Annotated in this window: 24 protein-coding genes; 11 read left to right on the top strand and 13 right to left on the bottom strand. The window is 74.3% G+C overall.

What is annotated here, in order from left to right:
• The first annotated feature begins 1 nt into the window (after position 1).
• The gene (locus tag I601_RS13250; protein ID WP_068110521.1) at positions 2–967 is read left to right on the top strand and encodes an ROK family protein; all 966 of its coding nucleotides are present in this window, start codon (positions 2–4) and stop codon (positions 965–967) included.
• A gap of 47 nt (positions 968–1014) precedes the next feature.
• Here the strand turns inward: I601_RS13250 and I601_RS13255 are convergent, their stop codons facing one another.
• Positions 1015–1440, bottom strand: a complete 426-nt coding sequence (locus I601_RS13255; RefSeq protein ID WP_068110524.1) for a hypothetical protein — start codon at positions 1438–1440, stop codon at positions 1015–1017.
• A 23-nt stretch (positions 1441–1463) separates the two neighbouring features.
• Positions 1464–2258, bottom strand: a complete 795-nt coding sequence (locus tag I601_RS13260) for an alpha/beta hydrolase (protein ID WP_068114911.1) — start codon at positions 2256–2258, stop codon at positions 1464–1466.
• Between the two features lie 119 nt (positions 2259–2377).
• Between I601_RS13260 and I601_RS13265 the strand changes: the two genes are divergently transcribed.
• Genes I601_RS13265 through I601_RS13285 form a run of 5 tightly spaced genes read left to right on the top strand, consistent with a single transcriptional unit; the run spans position 2378 to position 6412 of the window.
• Positions 2378–3106: a lysophospholipid acyltransferase family protein gene (locus I601_RS13265; protein ID WP_068110527.1), complete on the top strand. Its 729-nt coding sequence runs from the start codon at positions 2378–2380 to the stop codon at positions 3104–3106.
• Between the two features lie 44 nt (positions 3107–3150).
• A complete protein-coding gene (macS, locus tag I601_RS13270; RefSeq protein WP_157520153.1) occupies positions 3151–4290 on the top strand; it encodes a MacS family sensor histidine kinase in 1140 nt (379 codons plus the stop codon).
• Entirely contained in the window at positions 4287–4808 is a 522-nt protein-coding gene (locus tag I601_RS13275) for a flavin reductase family protein (RefSeq protein ID WP_068110529.1), read from the top strand. Before macS ends, I601_RS13275 begins: the two co-directional genes overlap by 4 nt.
• Positions 4809–4818: 10 nt before the next feature.
• Positions 4819–5505, top strand: a complete 687-nt coding sequence (locus I601_RS13280; protein WP_068110532.1) for a response regulator — start codon at positions 4819–4821, stop codon at positions 5503–5505.
• Positions 5498–6412: a hypothetical protein gene (locus tag I601_RS13285; protein WP_068110536.1), complete on the top strand. Its 915-nt coding sequence runs from the start codon at positions 5498–5500 to the stop codon at positions 6410–6412. Before I601_RS13280 ends, I601_RS13285 begins: the two co-directional genes overlap by 8 nt.
• 44 nt (positions 6413–6456) lie before the next feature.
• Here I601_RS13285 and I601_RS13290 read toward each other — a convergent pair whose 3' ends face one another.
• Together I601_RS13290 and I601_RS13295 are read right to left on the bottom strand one after the other, a co-directional pair.
• A complete protein-coding gene (locus I601_RS13290) occupies positions 6457–7680 on the bottom strand; it encodes an FGGY family carbohydrate kinase (RefSeq protein WP_068110539.1) in 1224 nt (407 codons plus the stop codon).
• Complete coding sequence (locus I601_RS13295) at positions 7677–8498, bottom strand: DUF1028 domain-containing protein (RefSeq protein ID WP_068110543.1); 822 nt, start codon at positions 8496–8498, stop codon at positions 7677–7679. Before I601_RS13295 ends, I601_RS13290 begins: the two co-directional genes overlap by 4 nt.
• 64 nt (positions 8499–8562) lie before the next feature.
• Between I601_RS13295 and I601_RS13300 the strand changes: the two genes are divergently transcribed.
• Complete coding sequence (locus I601_RS13300) at positions 8563–9816, top strand: MFS transporter (RefSeq protein ID WP_237089410.1); 1254 nt, start codon at positions 8563–8565, stop codon at positions 9814–9816.
• A gap of 18 nt (positions 9817–9834) precedes the next feature.
• Positions 9835–10863 carry a 6-phosphofructokinase gene (locus tag I601_RS13305; RefSeq protein ID WP_068110546.1) on the top strand — a complete coding sequence of 343 codons (1029 nt, stop codon included), beginning with the start codon at positions 9835–9837 and terminating at the stop codon, positions 10861–10863.
• A 39-nt stretch (positions 10864–10902) separates the two neighbouring features.
• Here I601_RS13305 and I601_RS13310 read toward each other — a convergent pair whose 3' ends face one another.
• Both I601_RS13310 and I601_RS13315 read right to left on the bottom strand, forming a co-directional pair.
• Positions 10903–12468: an MFS transporter gene (locus I601_RS13310; RefSeq protein WP_084527583.1), complete on the bottom strand. Its 1566-nt coding sequence runs from the start codon at positions 12466–12468 to the stop codon at positions 10903–10905.
• Positions 12465–13025 carry a TetR/AcrR family transcriptional regulator gene (locus I601_RS13315; RefSeq protein ID WP_068110549.1) on the bottom strand — a complete coding sequence of 187 codons (561 nt, stop codon included), beginning with the start codon at positions 13023–13025 and terminating at the stop codon, positions 12465–12467. The genes I601_RS13310 and I601_RS13315 overlap by 4 nt, the downstream gene beginning before the upstream one ends.
• Positions 13026–13174: 149 nt before the next feature.
• On the opposite strand from I601_RS13315, the gene I601_RS13320 reads away from it, so the two are divergent.
• From I601_RS13320 to I601_RS13330, 3 genes are all read left to right on the top strand, one after another.
• Positions 13175–14632: an APC family permease gene (locus tag I601_RS13320; protein ID WP_068110551.1), complete on the top strand. Its 1458-nt coding sequence runs from the start codon at positions 13175–13177 to the stop codon at positions 14630–14632.
• 80 nt (positions 14633–14712) lie between these two features.
• Positions 14713–16062, top strand: a complete 1350-nt coding sequence (locus I601_RS13325; protein ID WP_068110554.1) for a class II 3-deoxy-7-phosphoheptulonate synthase — start codon at positions 14713–14715, stop codon at positions 16060–16062.
• Positions 16062–17054, top strand: a complete 993-nt coding sequence (locus tag I601_RS13330) for a threonine aldolase family protein (protein WP_068110556.1) — start codon at positions 16062–16064, stop codon at positions 17052–17054. Before I601_RS13325 ends, I601_RS13330 begins: the two co-directional genes overlap by 1 nt.
• Before the next feature lie 11 nt (positions 17055–17065).
• On the opposite strand, the gene I601_RS13335 is transcribed toward I601_RS13330, so the two are convergent.
• The 7 genes from I601_RS13335 to pknB form a co-directional block, all read right to left on the bottom strand.
• On the bottom strand, positions 17066–18691 hold the full coding sequence (locus I601_RS13335; protein WP_068110559.1) for a helix-turn-helix domain-containing protein: 1626 nt from the start codon (positions 18689–18691) through the stop codon (positions 17066–17068).
• A gap of 34 nt (positions 18692–18725) precedes the next feature.
• Complete coding sequence (locus I601_RS13340) at positions 18726–19862, bottom strand: flavin-containing monooxygenase (RefSeq protein ID WP_068110562.1); 1137 nt, start codon at positions 19860–19862, stop codon at positions 18726–18728.
• Positions 19863–19986: 124 nt separating this feature from the next.
• Positions 19987–20880 (bottom strand): discoidin domain-containing protein, encoded by an 894-nt coding sequence (locus tag I601_RS13345; protein WP_068110565.1) that lies wholly within the window; start codon positions 20878–20880, stop codon positions 19987–19989.
• Complete coding sequence (gene aroF, locus I601_RS13350) at positions 20877–21926, bottom strand: 3-deoxy-7-phosphoheptulonate synthase (protein ID WP_068110568.1); 1050 nt, start codon at positions 21924–21926, stop codon at positions 20877–20879. Before aroF ends, I601_RS13345 begins: the two co-directional genes overlap by 4 nt.
• Positions 21927–21995: 69 nt before the next feature.
• Positions 21996–22946, bottom strand: a complete 951-nt coding sequence (locus tag I601_RS13355; RefSeq protein ID WP_237089411.1) for a DMT family transporter — start codon at positions 22944–22946, stop codon at positions 21996–21998.
• Positions 22943–23866 carry a deoxyribonuclease IV gene (locus tag I601_RS13360; protein WP_068110571.1) on the bottom strand — a complete coding sequence of 308 codons (924 nt, stop codon included), beginning with the start codon at positions 23864–23866 and terminating at the stop codon, positions 22943–22945. The genes I601_RS13355 and I601_RS13360 overlap by 4 nt, the downstream gene beginning before the upstream one ends.
• Positions 23867–23910: 44 nt before the next feature.
• The gene (gene pknB, locus I601_RS13365; protein ID WP_084527585.1) at positions 23911–25947 is read right to left on the bottom strand and encodes a Stk1 family PASTA domain-containing Ser/Thr kinase; all 2037 of its coding nucleotides are present in this window, start codon (positions 25945–25947) and stop codon (positions 23911–23913) included.
• Between the last annotated feature and the right edge of the window lie 34 nt (positions 25948–25981).

The raw sequence follows: 25981 nt of genomic DNA on the forward strand, positions 1-25981 counted from the left end.
CGTGATCGACCCGGTCGTGATCGGCGTCGACGTGGGCGGCACCAAGGTGGTGGCCGCCGAGGTCGGTGTCGACGGCACCCTGGCCAGGGTCGCGCGGCGGCCGACCCCGGGCCGCCGGGTGGCGGTGGCCCTCCTCGAGGACGCCCTCACCGAGGCCGTCGAGGAGGTCGCGGCCGGTCGCCCGGTCGCGGGCGTGGGGCTGGCGGCGGCCGGGTTCGTCGACGCAGCGGGGGAGCGGGTCGCCTTCGCGCCGCACCTGCCGTGGCGGGGGGACCGGGTGCGGGCGAGGCTCACCCAGCGCTGGGGCGTGCCGGTCGCGCTCGACAACGACGCCAACTGCACGGCCCGCGCCGAGTCCGCGCACGGGATGGCCCAGGGGGTCGACGACGCGCTGGTCCTCACCGTCGGCACCGGGATCGGGGGCGCGATCGTGGTCGGCGGGCTGCTGCGCCGCGGACGCAACGGGATGGCCGGGGAGTTCGGGCACGCCCGCGTCGTGCCCGACGGACGCGGCTGCGAGTGCGGCGGCCGGGGCTGCTGGGAGCAGTACTGCAGCGGCAACGCGCTCGTGCGCACGGCCCGCGCCGGTCTGGAGGCGGCCGGTCAGGGCAGCGACGGCGCGCTGGCCCGGGCCTGTGGCGGCGACCCGGCCACGCTCACCGGACCGATGGTCACCCAGGGTGCCGCCGCGGGTGACCCCGTGGCGCTCGCGGCCTTCGCCGAGGTGGGCAGCTGGCTCGGGGTCGGCGTGGCCAACCTGGTCGCCGGCCTGGACCCCGCCGTGGTGGTCGTCGGCGGCGGCGTCTCGGCCGCGGGCGACCTGCTCCTCGAGCCCGCGCGCGCCGCGCTGACAGGCTCGCTCGTCGGCGCCGAGCACCGCGTCGTACCCCCGCTGCTGCGCGCGCGCTTCGGGCCCGAGGCCGGCGTCGTCGGCGCGGCCGACCTCGTGCGCCGCCACCTGGCCTGAGTCGTGCGGGTCAGCGTGCGGCCGGAGTCACGCTGAGGGGCACGACCTCAGATCCGGGAGCCGTCGTCCCACGGTGAGCGGGGCTCGCGCGGCATCTGGTGGACCAGGTAGACGAAGCCACCCACGAACCAGACCACCAGCAGCCAGCCGACCCAGGTCGGCAGGTCGATGCCGACCAGCAGCGAGACCAGCAGCACCACCGGAGCACCGAAGACACCGAGCCAGGCGATGCCGCGGTCGGGCGTCGGGATGGGCAGCGGGGCGGGGTCCGGCGGCACGAACCGGTCCTCGTCGTCCGGCACGGGCGCCGGGGGATCGACGTACGGCTCGGGGTCGGCCGGGCGGATCCGGTCCTCCTCGGGCACCGCGGGCGGCGGCGCGACCTCGGCGGCGCCGGCGTCGTCGAGATCGGCACGATCGCCGAAGTTCTCGACGATCGCGCGCCAGGCGTCGTCGTCGTTCTCGCGGGGCACCCTTCGAGCGTAGGCGGTGGTCCTCAGTCGGAGGTCACCCGGGCGATGAAGGCCGCCGACTCCTCGATGAGCAGCGGCAGGTCGTGGTCGAGCGTCGCCACGTGGTAGCTCTCGGGCAGGCGCAGCACGGTGACGTCGCGCGAGGAGACCTTCGAGGTGATCAACGGCTCCGACGACTCGTCGACCACGTGGTCCACGCTCGAGCGCGCGTAGAGCAGCGGCGCGGTGACCTGCGGCAGGTCGCGGACCAGGCCGGGCCAGGCCTGCATCATCGAGTGCACCGCCTTGAGCGGGGTGCGGGTGTAGCCGTGCTCGGAGACGCCGGGCTTCTTGATGTCGTCGGCGATGCCGGGGAACGAGGGCACCACGTGCTTGAGCACCGGCAGCAGCTTGACGTCGAGACGCTTGCTGGCCACGGCCGGGTTGACCACGACCACCCCCGCCACCTCGGTGGCCGAGGGCTTGTCGGCGGCCAGGCGCAGCACCAGCGCGCCGCCCATGGACAGCCCGGCGAGCACCACCACGTCGCACCGGTCGACGAGGCGACGGTGCGCGGCGCGCAGCTCGGCGTACCAGTCGTCCCAGCGGTAGGTGTTGAGGTCCTGCCAGGTGGTGCCGTGCCCGGGCAGGCGGGGTACCTCGACGGCGTAGCCCATCGCTGCGAGCGCCTCGGCCCACGGCCGCATCGAGGCGGGCTGGCCGGTGAAACCGTGGCTGAGCAGCACCCCGACCCGGCGCCCACCGGTCGAGGCGGGCTGCGCCTCGGTGGTGAACGGGGAGGCGAGCGGGTGCACCGGCGGCGCGGACTGAGGGGTCATGGCCGAGATCATGCCCTAGGCTGCCCCTCGGGTGGACCGACCGACACGTCGTGTCCGCGGCGGGCGCCCCAGGCGGCTCCCGTGGATGCTGTCGCACGTGGTCGGGGAGGGTTGTCTCGGTGTTCTACTGGTTCCTCAAGTGGGTGGCCATCGGTCCGTTGCTGCGGATCGTCTTCCGGCCCCAGGTCGAGGGCGGCGACCACGTGCCCGACGAGGGGCCGGCGATCCTGGCCAGCAACCACCTCTCGTACGCCGACTGGCTGTTCATGCCGCTCACGCTCTCGCGCCGGGTCACCTTCGTGGCCAAGGCGGAGTACTTCACCGGCACCGGGGTCAAGGGCTGGCTGCAGAAGACCTTCTTCTCCGGCTCCGGCCAGGTGCCGATCGACCGCACCGGCGCGGACGCTGCCGCCGGGGCCCTGCTGTCGGCCAAGCGCGTCCTCGGCGAGGGCGGCCTCTTCGGCATCTACCCCGAGGGCACCCGCTCGCACGACGGGCGGCTCTACCGCGGCAAGACCGGCGTCGCACGCCTGGCCCTCGAGACCGGTGTGCCGGTGATCCCGGTCGCGGTGGTGGGCACCGACGTGGTCGCCCCGCCGGGCAAGAAGTTCGGCTCCTTCACGCGCCCGGTGGTGCGCTTCGGGCGCCCCCTGGACTTCTCCCGCTACGAGGGTCTCGAGAACGATCGCTACATCCTGCGCTCGATCACCGACGAGATCATGTACGAGATCATGCGGCTCTCCGAGCAGGAGTACGTCGACATGTACGCCACCCGCGCCAAGGAGGAGTCCAAGCGGGCCGACGCCGCGGCCGCCGAGGCCGCTGCCGAGCAGAAGAAGGCGTCCTGACCCGCTTCGCGCTCTTCTTCCGCGGGGCCACCGACCCCGCGGCGGTGGCGGTCGAGGACCGGCTCTTCCAGGCCCTGGCCTGGCTGCGCTGGGTGGTGCTGGCCAACATGGTCGTCCTCAACGTCTACCGCTACGACAACTTCCAGCGCCCGATGCTCGGGATGGGGCTCGTCGGCCTGCTCGTGGTCTGGACCGTCCTGGCCGGCCACTGGTACGCCGCCCCCGCCCGACGCCGGTGGCCGCTGCTGAGCGCCGACCTCGCGCTGGCCGTCGTGGCGCTGCTGGCCAGCCCGCTGGTCAAGGGCACCGGCTTCAACGCCTCGGTCCCGGGCTTCTGGGTGATGGCCGCCCTCCTCGCCTGGGCCGTGCACCTGCGCTGGCAGGGCGGGCTGGTCGCGGCCGTCGTGCTGGCCGGCACCGACCTCGCAGTGCGCCAGGACGTCAGCCAGTCGGTCTACGGCAACGTCTTCCTGCTCCTCATCGGTGGCCCGATCGTCGGCTTCATGGCCGCCTCGCTGCAGCAGATGGCGACCGAGCGGGACCGGGCCGAGCGGGCCGCGGCGGTCGCGGCCGAACGCACCCGGCTGGCCCGGGCCGTGCACGACGGGGTGCTCCAGGTCCTCGCGCTGGTCCAGCGCCGAGGCCGGGAGCTGGGCGGGGACGGCGCCGAGCTGAGCCGCCTGGCCGGAGAGCAGGAGGTCGTGCTGCGCGGCCTGATCCGCACCCAGGACGCCGTCGACGGGAGCCCCTCCGGTGTCTCGGGCGACTCCGGCACGGCCGAGCGCACCGCCGACCTGGCGGCCGAGCTGGTCCGGCTCGACGCGCGCCCCGGGGTCGAGGTGGCGGTGCCGGCGGCGTCGGTGCGCCTGCCCGAGCACGTGGTGAGCGAGCTGGTCGCCGCGGTCGGGGCCTGCCTCGACAACGTGCAGCGCCACGTCCCGGCCCCGGCCGAGGGCGGGCCCGCACGGGCCTGGGTGCTGCTCGAGGCGCTGGCCGACCGGGTCGAGGTGTCGGTGCGCGACGAGGGCCCGGGCATCCCTGAGGGACGTCTCGACGAGGCCGTGGGCGAGGGGCGGCTCGGGGTGAGCGGCTCGATCCGCGGGCGCCTCGAGGACCTCGGCGGCAGCGCCGGCCTGAGCACCGGCTCGTTCGGCACCGAGTGGGAGCTGGTGCTGCCGCGATGACCATCCACGACACGCACCCCTTCGCCGACCCCGATCCCGACCCCGTACGCCGCCTCCGCGGGCGGCTCGGCGGCGCGGTCTCGCTGTGGGCCGCGGGCGAGGGCGCGCTGCGGGCCGGGTTGACGGTGACGTCGCAGGTGCTGGCGCACGGCGAGCCGGCCCGCATGCTGGGCCTGCTCGACCCCGAGGCCGACCTCACCGAGACCCTGCTCGACACCGGCCGGGCGGTGGTCGCGCTGCTGGCCTGGGAGCACCGCTACCTGGCCGACGCCTTCGCCGGCACCGTGCCGGCCCCCGGCGGCCCCTTCCGGCTCACCGACTTCGAGCAGACGCCGTGGGGCCCACGGCCGGTGTCCGCGCCCACCTGGGCCGGGGTGGAGCTGGAGGGCCACCGCGAGATCGGCTGGTCGCTCGAGGTGGCGTGCCGGCTGGTGCACGTCGAGGTCGGCGACGACGACGGTCCGGGCGGCGCGCTGGGGCACCGGCGCGGTCGCTATCTCCGCCTCGGCGCCCCCTAGGCTCGACGCCATGACCGCTGACCCCACCGTCGACGCCCCGACCACCCCGCTGCGGGTGATGGTGGTCGACGACCACCCGATGTGGCGCGACGCGGTCGAGCGTGACCTGGCCGCCGCCGGGCACGACGTGGTCGCCGTGGCCGCCACGGGCGACCAGGCGCTGGCCCGGTTCCCCGCCGCGCGCCCCCAGGTCGTCGTGCTCGACCTGCAGATCCCCGGACCCAGCGGCGTCGAGGTCACCGCCGGCGTGCTGGGCGTCGACCCCTCAGCGCGGGTGCTGATCCTCTCGGCCTCCGGCGAGCAGGCCGACGTGCTGGCCGCGGTCAAGGCCGGCGCCACCGGCTACCTGGTGAAGTCGGCGTCCCGCGAGGAGCTGCTGGCCGCGGTCGCCGCGGTGGCGGTCGGCGACCCGGTGTTCACCCCGGGCCTGGCCGGGCTGGTGCTGGGGGAGTACCGCCGCCTCTCCGACACCCCCGACGACGACCCCGACGGCCACCCCGAGCTGACCGAGCGGGAGACCGAGGTGCTGCGGATGGTCGCCAAGGGCTGGTCCTACAAGCAGATCGCCGAGCGGCTCGTCCTGTCGCACCGCACCGTGCAGAACCACGTGCAGAACACGCTGCGCAAGCTGCAGATGCACAACCGGGTCGAGCTGACCCGCTGGGCCATCGAGCGCGGCCTCGACGACGATGAGTGACGACGCCGGGTCCGGGCCGGAGTCGTCGCTGCTCGACCTCGCCGATCGGCTCTACGGACTGGCGCTCGCCGAGTTCACCGGGTCGAGGGACGCACTGGTCAAGCAGCACAGGGGCACCGACCTGGCCCGCGACCTCAAGGCCCTGCGCAAGCCGTCGACCGCGGCCTGGGTGGTCGACCTGCTGGTGCGCCACGAGACCGACCAGGTCGAGCAGGTGCTGGCCGTGGGGTCCGCCCTGCGCCGGGCCCAGGCCAGCATGTCGGCCGAGGAGCTGCGCACCCTGACCAAGCAGCGCCGTCAGCTCACGGCCGCGCTCACGACCACGGCGCGGGGGCTGGCCCGGGAGCACGGGCTGCGCGTCACCGAGGCCGTCGCCGAGCAGGTGCAGGCCACGCTCACCGCGGCCATCCTCGACGAGGACTGTGCCCGGGCGGTGCGCAGCGGCCTGCTGGTCGCCCCGCTCGCCACCACCGGGGTCGACGACGTCGACGTCGGCGCGGCGGTGGCGCTGCCCCAGGCGCTGGGCTTCGAGGCCCGGGCGGTCGACCGGCAGGAGGCCGCGCCCCCGGCGCGCCCGGACCTGCGCGTCGTACCCGATCCGGAGGCGGGTGCCCGGGCCCGGGCACCCGCCCAGGAAGCGCTGGAGGCGGCCGAGGCCGAGCTGGCCCTGGCCAGGGCCGCCCACGACGAGGCCGGGGCTCGGGTCGCGGAGCTGGAGGCCCGCGGCCTGCAGGTGCAGTCGGAGATGGACGAGCTGCGCCGCCGCCTCGCCGACCTCGAGGCGTCGTACGAGGACGTCGAGGAGGAGCTGGAGGACGCCGAGGAGGAGCGCGACGAGGCACAGGCCGCCCTCGAGGAGGCCCAGGCCGAGGTCGAGCGTGCCGGCGCCGCCGAAGCCCTCCGCTGACCCGGCGCAGATATCGCTCTGACCCGGCGCATATCTGCGCCGACTCAGAGTGATATCTGCGCCGACTCGCGGGGGGTGAAGCGGCGGTCGAGGGGCCAGAGGTCGCGCAGCGCGTCGGTGGAGGGCCACAGCCCGGTGCCGAGGCCGGCGAGGTACGCCGCGCCCCGCGGGCCCGCGCCGGCGTGGTCCCGCGCCGCTCGCTCGACCGGGCGGCCGGTCCGGTCGGCCTGGAGCTGGCACAGCAGGTCGTCAGCACTGGCGGGGCCGTCGACGCGCACCGAGGTGAGCACCGGCAGCGCTGCCAGGACGTCGCCCACCCCGGAGGCGACCGCCTCGACCGACTCGCCATCGGCGGCGGGGGCGGTGCCCTCGAGGGCGAAGGCGTCCCGGCCGGCCGGGGAGCGCCAGGCCGCGGTGGTCAGCAGCCCGCCGTCGGAGCGGACCGGCTCGGCGCCGGTGTGGGTCACGATCGTCGAGGCGGCGGCGTAGGTGCACTGGGTGTCGCCCGCGTCGAAGCAGGCCCGGCCGACGAGCGCCGCCGGTCCGTGGCCCGCGAGGCCCGTGACCGGCAGGGACAGGCCGAGGAACGAGCGCGGGTCGGTGGTGGCGACCTCCCCCCAGCTCGGCACGATCTCGGGCAGGGCGTCGCGAGGCACCCCGAACAGCGCGCACAGCTCGTCTGACCAGTCGCCGGTGGTGAGGTCGAGGAGCAGCGTGCGGGACGCGTTCGACACGTCGGTGACGTGCTCGACCCCGCGGGTCATCCGGGCCACGAGGTAGGAGCCGGCCGAGCCGACGGCGTACCGGTCCGCCTCGACGAGGCCCCAGGTGCGCGGCTCGTGCTCGGCGAGCCAGGTGAGCCGGGTGGCGGCGAAGCGCGGGTCGAGCGGCAGGCCGGTCAGCGCGCGGACCCGCGCCTCGTGTCCCTCGGCGCGCAGCCGCGCGCAGACCTGCGTCGTACGCCGGTCCTGCCCGCCGATGGCGCGCCGCGGGGCCCCCAGCGTCTCGCGGTCCCACAGGAGCAGGGTGTCGCGCTGGTCGGTGATCCCGATGCCGGTGAGGCCGGCGGCGTCGGTGCGAGCCAGCACCTGTCGCACCGCCTCGAGCGTGGCCTGCCAGATCTCCTCGGGTGCATGCTCCACGCATCCTGGCTCGGGGTGGTGCTGTGCGAGGTCCCGGCGGGCGTGGCTGCGGATCGAGCCGTCGACGTCCACGACGACCGCGGTGACCCCGGTGCTTCCGGCATCGATGCCCAGCACAGGGCTCATGCGGCTCCGCGGCGCACGACGGCCAGGATCCGCCGGTCGATCCAGGCCAGGTCGGGCGCGACCCGCATCTCGTAGTTCTCGGTGCCCACCCAGGCCCGGAAGTCGCGGTGCCCGGCGTCGGCGGCGAAGGCCTCGAGCTCGGCCTCGAGCTCCGGGGTGACCGGCACCTTCTCGTCCTCGGTGGAGGCGGTCAGGTAGAGCTCGTTGAGGTCGAGCAGCCGGGCCAGCTCGACCACCGGCGTGGGGTGGTCGTCGACGCGCAGGTCGACCTCGATGTCGTCCAGGCCGCCGTAGCCCGCCTCGTCGCGCACCACCAGCAGCGCCGCCGACTGCCGGCCGCGGCGGTCCCCGCCGGCGTCGTCGCCGGCGGCGAGCGCCGCCAGCAGCCGCGCCCCGAGCGGGGCGTCGGGGTCCGAGCCGAGGAAGGCGGTCTCCATCGCGGCGACCACCTCCTCACCGACCAGGACGTTGCCCTGGACGGCGTACCCGGCTCCGCTGCGCCCGCCGGCCCAGTCCAGGCACGCGGGACCGGTGAAGGTGGCGGCGCCGCCGTCGACGTCGACGATGCCCACCTGGCGGTGCTCGCGCCCCTCGTCCTCCTCGAGCAGCCGGTCCAGCGCCACCGAGGCGGTGGCGCCCTCGTCGAGGTGGGAGAGGGCGAGCCCCTTGTAGGCGACGTTGGCGTCGGCCTGGGTCGCGATCGCGCCGACCTGGGCGACCGCCGCCGGCACCGCACTTCCGACCGCGAGGAACTTCGAGGCCACCGCCACCCCCCAGGACTCGCCGTCGGCGGACCGGGCCACGATCGAGAACGTCATGCCGCGACTCTAGCGATCCTGGGAGAGGTGGCGGTGCTGCCCACCCAGCGGTGAGGATGCTCGCGTGCCGCACCCGACCAGCTGGACCGATCGCATGGGGTGGCCCTCTCTCGGGGACCACCGCCGCTTCGTGACCGCCATCGCCATCGACGCCGTCGGCAGCGGCGTCTTCATGCCGGTGTCGGTCCTGTACTTCCTGGTCACCACCGACCTCGGCCTGGTCCGCGTCGGCGCCGCGCTCTCGCTGGCGGCGCTCGTCGCGCTGCCCGCCGGGCCCCTGCTCGGCGGGGTCGTCGACCGCTTCGGCGCCAAGACCGTGCTGCTGGTCGGCAACGCGCTCCAGGGCGTCGGGTTCCTGGCCTACCTCGTCACCGGGTCGTTCGCGGCGGTCGTGCTGTGGACCGTGGTCGTCACCCTGGGGCGCACGGCGTTCTGGGGCTCCTACGGCAACATCGTCGCCGCCATCTCGCGCCCCGGCGAGCGCGAGCGCTGGTTCGGGTTCCTCAGTGCGCTGCGCAACGTCGGCTTCGCGCTCGGCGGGCTGGCGGCCGGGCTCGCGATCACGCTCGGCACCCCGACGGCGTACGCCGCGGTGGTCGTGGTCAACGCCGTCTCGTACGCCGTGGCCTTCGCGCTGCTGCTCTCGGTGCCGGCCACCGCGGCCGGCGGGCACCGGCCCGAGCCCGGCTCGTGGAGCACCGTGCTGCGCGACCGGCCCTACCGGTTGCTGGTGACCGGCCAGCTGGCCTACGCCCTGGCGATGATGGTGCTCAACGTGGCGATGCCCGTCTACGCCACCACCGTGCTGGGTCTGCCGGGCTGGGTGACCGGCGCGGTCTTCACCCTCAACACGGTGCTGGTGGGAGTCGGCCAGGGGCTGGTGGTGCGGGCGATGACCGGAGCCCGGCGGTGGCGGGTGCTGCTGCTGGCGCACATCACCTTCGCCCTCTCCTACGGACTGCTGCTGCTCGCCGGGGCGCTGCCGGTGGCGTTCGCGGTGGTGGCGCTGCTGCTGGGCTCGGTCGTCTACACCGCCGGCGAGCTCCTCGGCGGGCCGGTGCACGGCGCCCTGTCGGCGGAAGCGGCGCCGGACCACCTGCGCGGTCGCTACCTCTCGCTGGTGCAGCTGGCCTGGAACGTCGCCGGCGCCGTGGCGCCGGTCAGCTTCGCGTGGCTGCTCGAGCGGGGGGTGTGGCCGATCTGGGCGGTGCTCGGCGTCGTCGCGCTCGTGGGTGCTGCGGTCGCGGTGCGCCTGGGCGAGGTGCTGCCGCTGGCGGCCGACCGGGTCTCCGACGCCCCCGAGCCGCTGGCCGTCTGAGGGGCTAGGGTCGTGGACATGCGAGTCGGAGTCCTGACCGGAGGCGGGGACTGCCCCGGCCTCAACGCCGTGATCCGCGCCGTCGTGCGCCGTGGGGTCCGTGACCACGGGTTCGAGATGCTCGGCTACCGCAACGGGTGGCAGGGCCCCCTCGAGGGCCTGACCATGCCGTTGGGGATCGAGCAGTGCCGCGGGATCCTGCCGCGCGGCGGCACCATCCTGGGGTCGTCACGCACCAACCCCTTCGCCCTCGAGCACGGCGTGGAGCGCATCCGGGAGAACCTGGCCGCCGACGGCGTCGACGCCCTCGTCGCGATCGGCGGCGAGGACACCCTCGGGGTGGCCACCAAGCTCGCCGACCTCGGGGTGCACGTCGTGGGCGTGCCGAAGACCATCGACAACGACCTGTCCGGCACCGACTTCACCTTCGGCTTCGACACCGCGGTCAACATCGCCACCGAGGCGATCGACCGCCTGCACACCACGGCCGAGTCGCACCACCGCGTCCTCGTGGTCGAGGTGATGGGCCGCCACGCCGGGTGGATCGCCCTGCACGCCGGGATGGCCGGGGGCGCGAGCGCGATCCTCATCCCCGAGCAGCCCTTCGACATCGAGGCGGTCTGCGACCACGTGCTGACCCGCTTCGAGAGCGAGTACGCCCCGATCATCGTCGTCTCCGAGGGCGCGGTGCCCCGGGACGGCGGCGACATGACGGTCTCGTCGGGGGCCAAGGACGCCTTCGGGCACGTGCGGCTGGGCGGCATCGGCGACCGGCTCGCCCACGAGATCGAGCAGCGCACCGGCAAGGAGGCGCGGGCGGTCGTGCTGGGCCACATCCAGCGCGGCGGCACCCCGACCGCCTTCGACCGCTGGCTCGCGACCCGCTTCGGCATCCACGCCGCCGACGCGGTCGCGGCGGGTGACTTCGGCACGATGATGGCGCTGCGCGGCACCCGCATCGAGCGGGTCCCGCTGCTCGAGGGCACCGGCGAGCTCAAGACCGTCAGCGCCGCCGAGTTCGCCGAGGCCGAGGTCTTCTTCGGCTGAGGCGCACGTCGCAGAGGGCCAGGACCCCGCAGGGAGGACTCAGTGCCCCGCGGAGACGTCGAGGTCCCGCGGCGCCAGGCGGGCGACCAGCACCGCGGCGAGCAGCATCAGCACGCTGCCGGCCAGGCCGGCGCCGGCCAGGGCCTCGGTGAAGGCGCCCTGGGCGGTCACCAGCAGCTCCGCGGTGCCCGGTCCACCCTGGGAGGCGACCTCGACCGCGCCGCCGATCGACTCGCGAGCGGTCACGGCGTCAGCAGCCGGGAGCCCGCCGAGCGCACTCGTGGGGAGGCCGGAGCGATAGACCGATGCGGCCAGGCTGCCGAGCACGGCCACGCCCAGGACGGCGCCCAGCTCGTAGCTCGACTCCTCGATCGCGGCCGCGCTGCCGGCGTGGTCGGCCGGGGCGGCGGACATGATCACCGCGGAGGCGACCGCCAGCGAGGCGGTGCCCAGCCCCACGAGGCCCAGCCCGATGGCGACCCCGACGTAGGGCAGCGGTGGGGGCAGCACGCCGATCAAGCCGAAGCCCAGGCCGCCGGAGACGAGTCCGCCCACCAGCACGGCGCGCGCCCCGATCCGGGCCGCGAGGGCGGGGGCGAGCGGTCCGGCCAGCACGCCGGTGACCGCCGCCGGCAGCAGCGCCAGGCCCGACTGCAGCGGTGACCAGCCCTGCACCAGCTGCAGCCACTGGCTGACGAGCAGGAACACCGCGGCCATCGCGATGCTCGTGACCAGGGCGGTGACGACGCCGGCGCCGAAGGTGCGCTGACCCAGCAGCCGCACCTCGAGCATGGGCCGGTCGACGACCAGGTTGCGGCGCACGAACGCGGTGATCAGGACGATGCTCAGCACCAGCGCCGTGAGGGGGAGGAGCTCCGCGCCGTCCTGGGCCACCTGCTTGACGCCGTAGACGAAGCCGACCATGCCCAGTGCCGAGAGCGCCACCGAGACCGGGTCGAGGCGACCGGGCCTCGCCGACCGGCTCTCGGGCAGCAGCGTCCAGGCGGCGACCAGCGCCAGCGCCATGACGGGGACGTTGACCAGGAACGCGGCGTGCCAGCTCCAGTGCTCGAGCAGGAGACCACCCGCGATCGGGCCGACGGCGGCGCCGACCGCCGCGGTGGAGCCCCAGACCCCCAGGGCGGTGGCCCGCTCGCGGGGGTCGCTGAAGAGGGTGCGGACCAGCGACAGCGTCGACGGCATGATCATCGCGCCGCCGGCGCCGAGCAGGGCGCGTACGGCGATCAGCCCGGCCGGGCCGGTGACGACCAGGGCGCCGAGCGAGGCCAGGGCGAACAGCGCGAAGCCGGTCATCAGCACCCGCCGGCGGCCCCACCGGTCGCCGAGGACGCTGGCGGTCACCAGCAGCCCGGCCAGCGCCAGCGGGTAGGCGTCGACCATCCACAGCAGCTCGACGGAGTCGGGGCGCAGGTCGCGGGTGATCGAGGGCAGGGCCAGGTTGAGGATCGTCATGTCCATCACCACGACGAGCAGGCTGGCGCTGAGCACCGCCAGGCCGGCCCAGCGCCGCCGGCGCGAGAGCGGGGCCGCGGGGCCCGGTGCCGGGGTCGGCCGGGGCGGCGTGGTCGAGGTGCGCGTGCTCATCGGGCGGACACCCCGTCCAGGAAGGTGGAGATGACGATGTCCTCGAGCGGGCGGCGGGCCACGTCGCCGGCGCGCAGGGCGTTGCGGGAGCCGATCATCAGGCCCCAGACCGCGTGGCTGAGCCAGGCGGCGGGCAGGTCGTTGCGCAGCACCCCGGCCTGCTGCGCCGCGGCGTACATCGCGACGTCCCGCGTCTCCAGGTCGGTCGCCCGCTCGACGAGCGCGGGGGAGTGCGACAGGAAGTGGTCGGTGAGCGCGAAGCCGAACTCCTCGGCGTCGGCTACGCAGTCGCGCAGGTGCTCCTCGATGCAGGCGCGCAGCCGGACCGGGTCGCCCGAGGCGATCGCGGCTGCCTGCTCGGAGCGCTGCTGCGACTCCTCCCAGCTGTCGAGCGAGGCGCTGCCGATCTCGGTGAGGAGCGCCTCGCGCGTGGAGAAGTGCCGGTGCAGGGTGGCGCGGGCGATGCCGATGCGGGCGGCGAGGTCGCCGAGGCTGAGCGTGGGGTCCTCGTTGAGGTGGCGCCGTGCGGCGTCGCGGGCGTCGTCGCGCTGGGTCATGGTCGAGCTCCTGGGACAAGTGTGTCGCTGTTGAGACATAAGTGTCTCATTCGCGGTCGCAGGAGCGGCATCCACGCAGATGGTCCGTTTGAGGCGGGTCGCCTGGTGGGCAGAGTGTCCCCACCAGCGCCACGGCAACCGGAGGACCCATGGGGACGCAGACCGCCACCGAGCAGGTGGGCAGCAGTGACCAGGGCGGGCTCAAACGGGTCATCGGCCCGCGGCTGCTGCTCTTCTTCATCATCGGCGACATCATCGGAGCCGGCGTGTTCGCCATCACCGGGGACGTCGCAGGTGAGGTCGGCGGCGTCGCCTGGGTGCCGTTCCTGGTCGCCTTCTCGGTGGCCGCGCTCACCGCCATGTCCTACCTCGAGCTGGTCACCAAGCACCCGCAGGCGGCCGGGGCGGCGCTCTTCGTGCACAAGGCCTTCGGCGTGCACTTCCTGACCTTCATCGTCGCCTTCGCGGTCGTCTGCTCGGGCATCACCAGCGCCTCCACCTCCTCGGGCCTGGTCGCCTCCAACCTGCTCCTCGGCCTCGACGGGCTGGTCGGCGGCGTGCCGACCGGGGACACCGCCACCCTGCTCGTGGCCCTGGGCTTCATGGTGCTGCTGGCGCTGGTGAACCTGCGCGGCGTCGGCGAGAGCGTGAAGTTCAACGTGGTGCTGACCTCCGTGGTGGTGCTCGCGCTCGGCGTGATCATCGCCATCGGCTTCTGGGCGATGGCCTCCGACGGCGACGTCGGGCGGATCGTGGTCTTCGAGTCCTCGGGGGACAAGAACGTCTTCGTCGCCATCACCATCGCCACCACCGTGGCGTTCTTCGCGATGGTGGGCTTCGAGGACTCGGTGAACATGGTCGAGGAGGTCGAGGACCCCGGGCGCACCTTCCCGCGGGTCATGCTCACCGGCCTGGGGATCTGTGCGGTGATCTACGTGCTGGTCGCCATCACCGTGGTGGTGGTCATCCCGCCCGGCGACATCGCCGACCCGGTCAACCCCGAGGCAGGCATCCTGCTCGACGTCGTGCGCGTCGGCGCCCCGGGCCTGCCCATCGACGACATCTTCCCGTTCCTCACCGTCTTCGCGGTCGCCAACACGGCCCTGATCAACATGCTGATGGCCAGCCGGCTCATCTACGGGATGGCCAAGCAGGACGTGCTGCCGCGCTCGCTGTCCGCCGTCCTCCCCGGGCGCCGCTCACCGTGGGCCGCGATCGTGTTCACCACACTGATGGCGCTGGGCCTGATCACCTTCGTGCGGCTGCGCTCCGACAGCGACATCGTCGTGGCCCTGGCCGGCACGACCGGACTCCTGCTCCTGGCGGTCTTCACGGTGGTCAACATCGCCTGCCTGGTGCTGCGCCGCGACACCCGCACCGAGCCCGTCTTCCGGGCCCCCGGCTGGGTGCCGTACGCCGGTGCCGTCACCGCGGCGTTCCTGGTCGGGCCGTGGGCCCGCAACGACGACGACTACATCCAGTACTCCATCGCCGGCTACCTCCTGCTCATCGGCGTGGCCCTGTGGCTGCTGTCCTGGCTGACCAACCGGGGGGTGCGGGCCAAGAAGACCGGGTTCCGCGACATCGACCACCTCGAGGAGCAGTGAGGATCCGGCCAGCGGGTGAGCCGCGTCCCACGACCGGGCCGCGAATCGGAGGGGCGCCCGGACAGACGTAGGCTGGCACGGTGAGCGCCATCCCCGACCTCGAGAGCCTGCACGCCCGCGGAGCGGCCCAGCAGCCGTCGTACCCCGACCGTGCCGCTGTCGACACCGCCGTCCAGAAGCTGCGCACCATGCCCCCGCTGGTCTTCGCGGGTGAGTGCGACGACCTGACCGAGAAGATCGCCGCGGTCACCCGCGGCGAGGCCTTCCTGCTCCAGGGCGGCGACTGCGCCGAGACCTTCGCCGGCGTCACCGCCGACAACGTCCGCAACAAGCTGCGCGTGCTGCTGCAGATGGCTGTCGTGCTGACGTACGCCGCCTCCGTGCCGGTGGTCAAGGTCGGTCGCCTCGCGGGCCAGTACGCCAAGCCGCGCTCCTCCGACAACGAGACCCGCGTCGTCGACGGCCAGAGCATCACGCTGCCGGCCTACCGCGGCGACGCCGTCAACGGCTACGAGTTCAACGAGGCCTCGCGGATCCCCGACCCGCAGCGCCTCGTCGACGTCTACAACTCCTCCGCGGCCACCCTCAACCTGGTGCGCGCCTTCGTCACCGGTGGCTACGCCGACCTGCGCCAGGTGCACACCTGGAACACCGACTTCGTGCGCTCCAGCCCCGCCGGGCAGCGCTACGAGACGATGGCCGGCGAGATCGAGCGCGCGCTGACCTTCATGCACGCCATCGGCGCCGACCCCGACGAGTTCCGCCGCGTCGACTTCCACTCCAGCCACGAGGCGCTGGTGCTGGAGTACGAGCACGCCATGACCCGCATCGACTCGCGCACCGACGCGCCGTACGACGTCTCGGGCCACTTCGTGTGGATCGGCGAGCGCACCCGCCAGCTCGACGGCGCCCACGTCGAGCTGCTCAGCAGGATCCGCAACCCGATCGGTGTGAAGCTGGGCCCCACGACCTCCGCCGACGACGCGATCGCGTTGGCCGCCAAGCTCAACCCCGACAACACGCCGGGTCGCCTGACCTTCATCACCCGCTTCGGCGCGGGCAAGATCCGCGACGGCCTGCCCGACCTGGTCGAGAAGGTCACGGCCGCCGGCCTGCACGTCGCCTGGGTCTGCGACCCGATGCACGGCAACACCTTCGAGGCCTCCTCGGGCTACAAGACCCGCAAGTTCGAGGACGTCATCGACGAGCTGCAGGGCTTCTTCGACGTGCACCGCTCGCTGGGCACCTGGCCCGGCGGCATCCACATCGAGCTCACCGGCGACGACGTCACCGAGTGCGTCGGTGGTGGCGAGGAGCTGGCCGAGATGGACCTCGGCAACCGCTACGAGTCGGTCTGCGACCCGCGGCTCAACCGGGTGCAGTCCCTGGAGACGGCGTTCCTGGTCGCGGAGATGCTGCGCGACGCCTGATGATCGACCTCCGCAGCGACACCGTCACGAAGCCGACCGAGTCGATGCGGGCCGCCATGGCCCGCGCCGAGGTGGGCGACGACGTGTACGGCGAGGACCCGACCGTCCTCGACCTCGAGGAGCACGTCGCGGGGCTGCTCGGCCACGAGGCGGCGCTGTTCATGCCCACCGGGTCGATGGCCAACGTGCTGGCCGTGCGCGCCCTGGTGGAGCCCGGCCAGGAGGTGCTGTGCGAGGCCTCCGCGCACATCGCGCGGGCCGAGCTCGGCGCCCACGCCGCGATCTCCGGGCTGACCATGCGCACCTGGATCCACCCGCGCGGGCAGCTCGACCTCGGCGCCGTGGCCTCGCTGGTCGCCCCGGACATGGGCCCGTTCTTCGTGCGCACCGCGGCGGTCTCGGTCGAGAACACCCACAACTTCGCGGGCGGCACGGTGCTGCCGATGAGCGACCTGCGCGACCTGCGCGAGCTCGCTGACGGCGCCGGCATCGCCGTGCACATGGACGGCGCCCGGCTGTGGAACGCCCACGTCGCGACCGGCACCCCGCTGGCGGAGTACGGCGCCGTCGCCGACACGATGGCGGTCTGCCTGTCCAAGGGCCTCGGCGCCCCGGTCGGCTCGCTGATGGTCGGCAGCGCCGACGCCATGGTCGAGGCGCGGGTGCGCCGCAAGCGGATGGGCGGCGGGATGCGGCAGGTCGGCATCCTGGCCGCGGCCGGGCGGCACGCCCTCGACCACCACCTCGACCGGCTGGCCGACGACCACGAGCACGCCCGGCTGCTGGCCGAGGCCTGCGGCGTCGACCCCGCCGGCGTGGACACCAACATCGTGGTCGTGCCGCACGACGACGCCCCCGACTTCGTCGCTCGCGCCGCCGACGCCGGCGTCCGGGTGGCCACCGTCGGGCCGCGGACGGTGCGCCTGGTGACCCATCTCGGAGTCACGAGGGCCGACGCCGAGAAGGCCGCGGCGGTGCTGGCCGGCCTCTGACCGGAGGGGCGTCAGACCAGGTCGTGCTCGTAGGCGAACGCAGCGGCCGCGGTGCGGGAGCCCACGCCGAGCTTGGTGAAGATGTTGCTCAGGTGCCGGGCCACGGTCTTCTCGCTGAGCACCAGCTCGGCTGCGATCTGCGCGTTGCTGTGCCCGACCGCGACCAGGGCCAGCACCTCGACCTCGCGTGCGGTCAGGCTGCCGGGCAGGACCTGCGGGTGCCGCAGCCGGTCCACCTCGGCGAGCGCCGGACCCGCGCCGAGCCCGGTGAAGGTGCGGCGGGCGGCGTCCAGCTCGGCCAGCGACGACTCGCGGTCGCCCAGCGCCTCCAGGGCACGGGACACCTGCACCCGCACCCGGCCGACCTCGTAGGGACAGCCGAGGGCCGCCCAGGCGGTGGACGCCTTGCGCAGGTAGGGCAGGGCGCCGGCGGCGTCACCTGCCGCCAGCTCGACGGCGCCGTGCGCGGCCGCGGCCGCGGCGAGCAGCCCTGCGCAGCCGAAGTCCTCGGCGAGCCGGTCCAGCTCGTCGACCAGCTCCCGGGCCCGCTGGTGCTCCGCGCACTCGAGCAGCACCTCCACCGCGGCCGGCAGCAGCCGGGAGCGCTGGACCGGCCCGCCGGTCTCGTCCAGCAGCCGTCCGACCGCCGCCCGGGCGGCCGCGGTGCGTCCGCGGTCGACCCACAGCAGCGCCAGCCCCGGTTGCGGGTCGTAGCCCCGGTCCGCCGCCAGGGCGTAGGCCTCCTCGGCCGCCGTGTGGTCGCCCTGCAGGCGCAGCACCTCCCCTCGCTCGTACGACGCCGCCCCGGCGGCGTCGGGTGCCTGCACCTGCTCGTAGCGCCGGCAGGCGAGCTCGAGCTCGGCGAGCGCCCCGCCCCACTGCCCGTGCAGGCGCATCAGCTGGCCGCGGTGCACGGAGCACTGGCCGGTGAAGGCCAGCAGCCCCGGTTGCCGGGTGCACCACTGCTCCAGCGCGGCGGTCCACTCCGCCACCCGGGCGAGGTCACCGACCTCCTGGCACCCCTCGATCGCCGTGCAGTAGACGTGGCCCGCGATCACCGGCGACGCCTCGCCCGCCACCACCCGCACCATGGCCTCGTCGAGCAGGGCCAGGCCGGCGGGAACCCGGCCGGCATACATCGCGATCCGCCCCTGCGCACAGGTGCCCATGGCGACCAGGTCGGGGTCGCGGAGGCGGTGCCCGGCCTCGGTGACCCGGTCCGCGCAGGCGCCGGCCTCCGCGAAGGCCCCGGCGCCCAGGGCTCGGAACATCCGCAGGAACGCGACCCAGCCGTGCTCGGCCGCTGCCTCGTCCAGCTCCGCGACGAGCCCCTCCGCCCGGGCCGCCCACCCGGCCGACAGGGCAGGCTGTCCGTGCGCGGCCGTGTTCATCGCCAGCCGGAAGGCGTACCGCACGGCCGCGGGCAGGTCGGCCGCGTCGTGGCTGCGGGTGAAGGCCCGCTGCAGCGCCGCCACCGTCTCGGCGTGCCGGCCCACCAGCTCCGCAGCGGTGGCGAGGTCGCCGAGGTCGGACGTCGACATCGACTCGGGGGAGGTCGCTGCCCAGGCGGCGTGCGCCGCTGCCCAGTCGCCGCGCTCGAAGTCGGCGCGGGCCTGCTCCAACCGGGTCACGCTCATCGTGGGGTGTCCTCCCCACCGAGAGTAGGCCCGTTCAGGCGACCGCGTCGAGGCTCGTACGACGCCGGCGCGCGGCGATCCGGTCGACGACGTGGCCGGCGTCCCTGCCGGCGCCGGCCAGCAGCATCGAGGTGAACGAGTACTGGAAGCACAGTCCCCCGAAGAAGAGCCCCGGCGCGTCGGTGGCCACCCCCCGCATCTCCCGCGGCCAGCCGTCGTCGCCCAGGACGGGCAGGTGGATCCAGTCGTAGGTCTGTCGGAAACCCGTCGCCCAGACCACGGTGGCCACGTCGCGCGGGGTGCCGTCGACGACCGGGCGCCCGTCCTCGACGGCCTCGACCCGGGAGGTCACCCGCTCGACACCGCGGTCCGCGAGGTCCGAGCGCTTGACCCGGAGCATCGGGCCGCCGTGGTGACGGATGTGGGGCATCGCCCGACGCCCGACCGGGGTACGGCGGTTGAGCACGTGGTTCCACACGAGCATCAGCACCGGGAAGAGCAGGCGCATCTTCGCGGTGTCCAACCGGGGCGGGATCTGTCCGCAGTCCCGGCCGGCCAGGATGGTGGTGCGGGTCGCGGCGGCCTCGTAGGCGATGTCGGAGCCGGAGTGGCTCGCACCGACCACCAGGACGGGGCCGTCACGGAGCTGGCCGGGGCGGCGGTACTCGCTGGAGTGCAGCTGCAGGATGGACGGGTCGAGCCGGTCGGCGAGGTCGGGGACGTGCGGGGTCCGGCCGAACGTCCCGGTCGCGACCACCACGTTGCTGCAGTGGTGGTCGCCGGTGTCGGTGCGCACGACGTAGCCTCCCGCCCCGTCGGCCTCGAGGGTGCGGACCCGGGTGCGCAGCCGGACCGGGAGGTCGAAGTGCTGCGCGTAGGACTCGAGGTAGTCGGCGACCTGGTCCTTGCCGGGGTAGGACCACGCGGGGGCGGGGAAGGCCATCCCGGGCAGGGCGTCGTACCGGGCGGGGGAGTAGAGCCGCAGCGAGTCCCACTGGTGGCGCCAGCCGTCGCCCACGCGGTCGGCGGCGTCGAGGATGACGAAGGGCAGGCCGCGGCGCTGCAGGTGGTAGCCGGTCGCCAGGCCGGACTGGCCGGCGCCGATGATGACGGTGTCGATGGCGGTGTCGATGGCGGCGTCGGTGGTGCCGTCGGTGGGGGTGGTGCTCATGGCTCCTCCAGGTGGGTGCGGGTGGGCTCCTCACGCTAGGAGCCGCGCCGCGCGGTCCGCGTCGGTCGGACCACCCATCCGGGCCGACGTGAGATGGGTGCTGGCACCCATCACCCGCCGGTGCTCAGTCCAGGAACCCGGTGAATGCCACGTCGCTGATCGCGGTGGTGTCGCGGGCCGCCGGACCCGCGCCGGGCTCGGTGACCGACTCCACCCGCAGGCGTACCGTGCGCGTGGTCACCGCGCCGAGGTCGAGCGTCTGCGGCTCACGGGTCTCGTCCAGCTCCTGGCGCACCGGGGGAGCGTCGTCAAGCAGCCAGGTGACCGCGGTGATGCGCCGGCCGCCGGCGTAGAGGTCGAAGGTGGTGCCGTCGGAGTCGACGGAGGTCTTCGCGTAGCCGTTGACCAGTCCCACCGAGGTCAGCACCACCGGCTCCTCGAAGGTGAAGGTCAGCTCCGTGCCCGTCGCCGCGCCACGCACCCGCCAGGCGGTCGTCGGGTCGGCGTCGAGCAGGTTGCTCGCGTCGTACGTCGTGGTCTCGCCGGAGGCGATGTCGACGCTGTCGGCGTCCTGGGTCGGCGCCGAGGCCTCGGCCCGACGGGTGAGGTCGGCGGGGTCGCCCGAGGAGGCGTCCGTCCGCTCGGAGCCTGATGGGTCGTCGTCGCCACCGAGCGTGACGGCCAGCGTCACAGCCAGCGCCACGACCAGCGCCACGACGCCCAGCACCAGCAGCGCCGCGAGCAACCGGCGGCGGCGCCGGGGGGCACGGTGCGGAGCGGGGTCAGGTCGGGGGGCGGGGCCGGGGACGACCGGCAGACCGGTCTCCGTGGGCTGCGACCAGGAGGGGGGCGCCGGCGGCGGCTGCTCGGCGTACAGGGGGTAGCGCACGGGCGTGGGCTGCGCGCTCGGCAGCGGGGCGGCGACCTCGGGGGCGTCGTCGCGCGGCCGGCCGCAGCCGGTGCAGTAGCGCCCGACGTCGACCGCGGGCGTGCCGCAACCGGGGCAGTGCACCGTCACGAGGTGCGGATGCGCTCACCGGCGTCGACCCGGCCGACGACCGGGGGCAGCCGGCGGACCGCGGAGGCCAGCGCGCGCAGGTCGGTGCCGAGCAGTGCCTGCGGGCCGTCGCACAGCGCGGTCTCGGGGTCGGGGTGGACGTCGACGATGATGCCGTCGGCGCCGACCGCGATCGCGGCCCGCGACAGCGGCACCACCAGGTCCTTGCGGCCGGCGGCGTGCGAGGGGTCGACGATCACCGGCAGGTGGCTGGTGGCCTGCACCACCGGAACCGCGGAGATGTCGAGGGTGTTGCGGGTGGCGGGCTCGAAGGTGCGGATGCCGCGCTCGCACAGCACGATGTCGAGGTTGCCGCGCTGGGCGACGTACTCGGCCGCCATCAGCCACTCCTCGATCGTCGCGGTCATCCCGCGCTTGAGCAGCACCGGCTTGCCGGCGTCGCCCACGGCCTGCAGCAGCCCGAAGTTGGCCATGTTGCGGGTGCCGACCTGCAGCATGTCGGCGTACTCCGCGACCACGGCGACGTCGCGGGCGTCCACGACCTCGGTGACCACCGGCAGCCCGGTCGCCTCGCGCACGTCGGCGAGGATCTCGAGCCCCCGCAGGCCCAGGCCCTGGAACGCGTACGGCGAGGTGCGCGGCTTGAACGCGCCGCCGCGCAGGATCGTGGCACCGGCCGAGGCGGCCATCTGCGCTGCCTCGAGGGTCTGCGAGGGCGTCTCCACGGCACACGGTCCGGCCAGGAACGTGAACGTGTCGGGACCGATCGGCACCTGGTGCCCCGCGGGACCGACCCAGACCGTGGACCGGTCGGAGTGGTGCTGACGGCTGACCAGCTTGTAGGGGTCGGAGATCCGGTGCACGTCGGCGACCCCGCGCAGGGTGCGCAGGTTGAGGTGGTGGAAGGACTCGATGTCCCCGACCAGGCCGATGATCGTGCGGAGCACGCCCTTGCTGACGAAGGCCTCGCCACCGACTTCCTCGACCCGCGCGACGACGTGCGCCACGTCCTCGTCGGTGGCCTCGGGAGACATGACGACGACCATGGGTCGAGCCTAGGTGGCACCCGGTGGGTCGGCGCGGACCTTTCCACCCCGCGAGACCGGGCTGCGGGCTCAGACCGCGATGTGCGGCACCTGGCCCTCGATCGGGCCGTCGTCGGGGTCGGGGTGCGGGCCGCCGGGACCCTGGGAGCGGGGCGGGCGCAGCTCGACGACGAGCATCGCGGTGAGCACCATCAGCCCGCCGCCGATCATCCTCGACGTCGTGGCCTCCCCGCCGAGCCAGACCGCGAAGGTGGCGGCGAAGACCGGCTCCATGCTCATGATGACCGCCGTGCGCGTGGGGGACAGGTGCGCCTGCGCCCAGGTCTGGCCGAGCAGCGCCAGCGCGCCGGCGACCAGGGCCATGTAGACCACCGAGGCCCAGTCGCCGCCGGTCTGCGGGAGCACGATCCCGTCGGGGGCGGTGGCCACCGTGCACACCACCGCGATCACCCCGATCTGCACGATCGACATGCCCAGCGCCTGGCGGGCGTCGGACCAGGCGCCGAGGCCGACGATGTGCAGGGCGTAGAGGATCGCGGAGACGAACGTGATCGCCTCGCCGTAGCCGACCGAGAGCCCGTCGAGGCTCAGCACCGCGAGGCCACCGGTGGCCAGCGCCACCGCGGTCCACGTCATCGCACCGATCCGGGTGCGCAGCAGCACGGCCGCCAGCAGCGGGGTGAGCACGACGTACATGCCGGTGATGAAGCCCGAGACGCTGGCCGGGGTGTGCGCCAGCCCCGCGGTCTGCAGGATCTGGGCCAGGCCGTAGACCAGGCCCAGCACCATCGCGTGGCGCCGGGACTCGCGCGAGAGCCGGCTCACCGCTCGCGGCGCGACGATCACCATGGCGAGCGTGGCGATCGCGAACCGGACGGCCAGGAAGTCCAGGGTCGGCACCCGCTCGAGCAGGTCCTTGATGAGGAAGAAGGTGCTGCCCCAGCTCGCCGTCATCCCCAGCAGCGCGAGGGTGGCCAGCAGCGACGTGCGCCGGCTGACGACGGCGCCCGCGGGGCTCACGGGGCGCCCACCGCTGCCGCGTGGGCGTCGGCGCGCAGCTGCTTGAGCAGCGCGATGTCGGGGTTGTCGTCGTCGCGCGACCCGGGTGTCTCCAGCACGAACGGCACCCCGGCGGTGGCCGGGTGGGCGAAGAGCTCGGTGAAGGCACCGGTGCCGATGTGGCCCTCGCCGATCCGCTCGTGGCGGTCCTTGAACGCCCCGCGCACGTCCTTGGAGTCGTTGGCGTGCACCAGCCGCAACCGGCCCGGGCCGCCGATCTCCACGACCCGGTCGAGGGTCGCGGTGGCGCCTCCGGGCTCGTCGAGCGGCGCGCCGGCGGCGAACACGTGGCAGGTGTCGAGGCAGATGCCCGCGCGCGGGTGGTGCTCCAGCACCTCGAGGTAGGCGGACAGGTCCTCGACACCGGCGCACAGCGACCGGCCCTGGCCCGCGGTCGGCTCGAGCAGCAGCCACGGCCCGTCCTCGCCCAGGGCCTCCAGCAGCGGCAGGAGCCCCTCGCGGACCTGGGTCAGCGCGGCCGCGTGCCGGTCGGCCGCGCCCTGGGGGTCGCCCGAGGGGTCGACGTACGAACCGGTGTGCACGACGACACCCTCCGCACCGATCTCGGCGGCGCGGCGCAGGTTGTGCGCGAGCACCGCGACGCTGTTCTCGTAGGTCTTCGGGGTGGGCGAGCCGAGGTTGACCAGGTAGGGGGAGTGGATGAAGGTGCGGACGCCGCGCTCGGCGGTCGCCGCGCGGAACGCCTCGTCCTCGGCGGGCCTGCCGGGGCTCAGCGCCCAGCCGCGCGGGTTGCCCACGAAGACCTGCAGCGTCTCGCACCCCAGCCGCTCGGCGTCGGCCAGCGCGCCGGCCACCAGGCCCTTGCCCACCAGGACGTGGGTGCCGATGGGGCTGCGCAGGGCGAGGTCGCTCGGGTTCACGGGAGCACGCTAGAAGAGCACCCCTGGCGCACCCAATCCGCGGGTCAGACGAGGTAGAGGGTGATGGTGGAGCCCTTGGGGACCAGCGTGCCGGCGCCGGGGTCGGTGCGGAACACGTAGCCGAGGCCGAGGTAGTCGCTGATGTTCTTGACCTCCACGACGAAGCCGAGGGCCTCCAGCTCGGAACGGGCCGAGTCGACGCCCTGGGCGCGGACCCCGGGCACCTCGACGAGCTCGGGGCCCTTCGAGACGGTGAGCGTCACGGTGTCGCCCTTGAACAGTGATCCGCCGGCGGGCTCCTGCGCCACGACGTCGCCCTCGGCGACGTCGTCGGAGAAGACCTCGGAGGCACGCTCGACGACCAGGCCCTTGCGCGCGAGGGTGCGTTCGGCCTCGTCCGCGGACCTGCCGACCCAGTCGCCCACGTTGACCGGCTTGCGGCCCTTGCTCACGACGAGGTCGACCGCGGCGCCGGGCCGCAGCTCCTTGCCGCGAGCGGGTGTGCTGCGCACGACCTGGCCGGCGGGGATCTTCTCGGAGAACTTCTCCTTGACCCTGCCGACCTCGAGCTGCACCTCGCCCAGCGCCGCCTCGGCGTCCTCGAGGGTGCGCCCGACCAGCTTCGGCACGGGGTAGAGCTCGACGCCGAGGCTCAGCACGATCGTGACCTCGTCGCCCTCGAGCGCCCGGCTGCCCGCACCGGGGTCGGCGCTGACGACGCGACCCTCGGGCACCTTGTTGCTGAAGACGCCGTCACCGACCACGACCTCGAAGCCCGCGTCCTCCAGCTCGGCGACCGCCGAGGTCCGGTTCTGCTCGAGCACGCTGGGCACCGTCGTGTAGCGCGCCCACCCGAACCACCAGGCACCCAGTCCGAGGGTGCTGGCCAGCAGCAGGGCCAGCAGGACCAGCAACGGTCCGCGCCAGCGGCGCCCGCGCCGAGGGACGGTCGGGGCCGTCGACGCGGCGGCGTGCGGGGGCGGCGGGGTGCTCGCGCGCAGGAACGAGGTCGGCTCCTCGTCGCTCCCGTACGCCGCAGCCACGGCGCCGGCGGGTCCGGGGCCGGCGCCGGGGCCGGTCGCCGGCACGGGCTCCTCGATGACGGGGGCGCCGGTGTCGGGGTGCAGCAGCAACGGGGCGAGGTCCTGGGTCAGCTCCGGGTCCTCCCGCACGCCCTCGGCGAGAGCGTGGGAGACCCGGTGGAGGTGGTGCAGCAGCACACCGGCGTCGGAGGGGCGCAGGCTGCGGTCCCGGGCCGTGGCCCGGGCCACCAGCGCGTCGACGTACCCGGGCAGCCCGGGCACCCGCACCGACGGCGGGGCGACGTCCTCGTGCACGTGCTTGTAGGCGACCTGGATCGGGCTCTCGCCCTCGTGCGGCTTGACGCCGGTGAGCAGCTCGTAGAGCAGGACCCCGACGGCGTACACGTCGGCGCGGGCGTCGCTGATCCCCTCGGAGACGAGCTCGGGTGCGAGGTAGGAGACGGTGCCGATGAGGACGCCACCGGTCGCGGTGTGCTGGGTGTCGGTGCCGACCGCCTTGGCGAGGCCGAAGTCGGCGACCTTCACCCGACCGTCGTCGGCGATCAGGACGTTCTCGGGCTTGACGTCGCGGTGCACGATGCCGGCGCGGTGCGCGGCGGCCAGCGCCGAGACCACCGGCTCGACGAGCGCGAGCACCCGCGCGGGCGACATCGGGGCCTCCTTGGCGATGACGTCGCGCAGCGTGTGCCCCTCGATGAGCTCCATGGCCAGGAACACGGTGCCGTCGTCGGCGCCCTGGTCGTAGACGGCGACCACGTGGGGGTGGGTCAGTCGGGCAGCGGCGCGGGCCTCGCGCACGAAGCGGGCCGCGAACTCCTCGTCGTCGCCCAGGCCGACGTGCATCACCTTGACCGCCACCACCCGGTCCAGGCGCAGGTCGGTGGCCTCGTAGACGCTGGCCATCCCGCCGCGGGCGATGCGCGGCCCGATCCGGTAGCGACCGTCGAGCAGCCGCCCGGTCATGGGGTCGCTCGCGGGGCCGGACGTGCCCTGGCGGGCCGGCCGGACGTCCTCGTGCGGGTGCCGGTCTGGCGGCACAGCGACCTCCTGCGGGGCCGGACGGGGAAGGGAA

The organism is Nocardioides dokdonensis FR1436 (assembly GCF_001653335.1).
Classification (GTDB): domain Bacteria; phylum Actinomycetota; class Actinomycetes; order Propionibacteriales; family Nocardioidaceae; genus Nocardioides; species Nocardioides dokdonensis.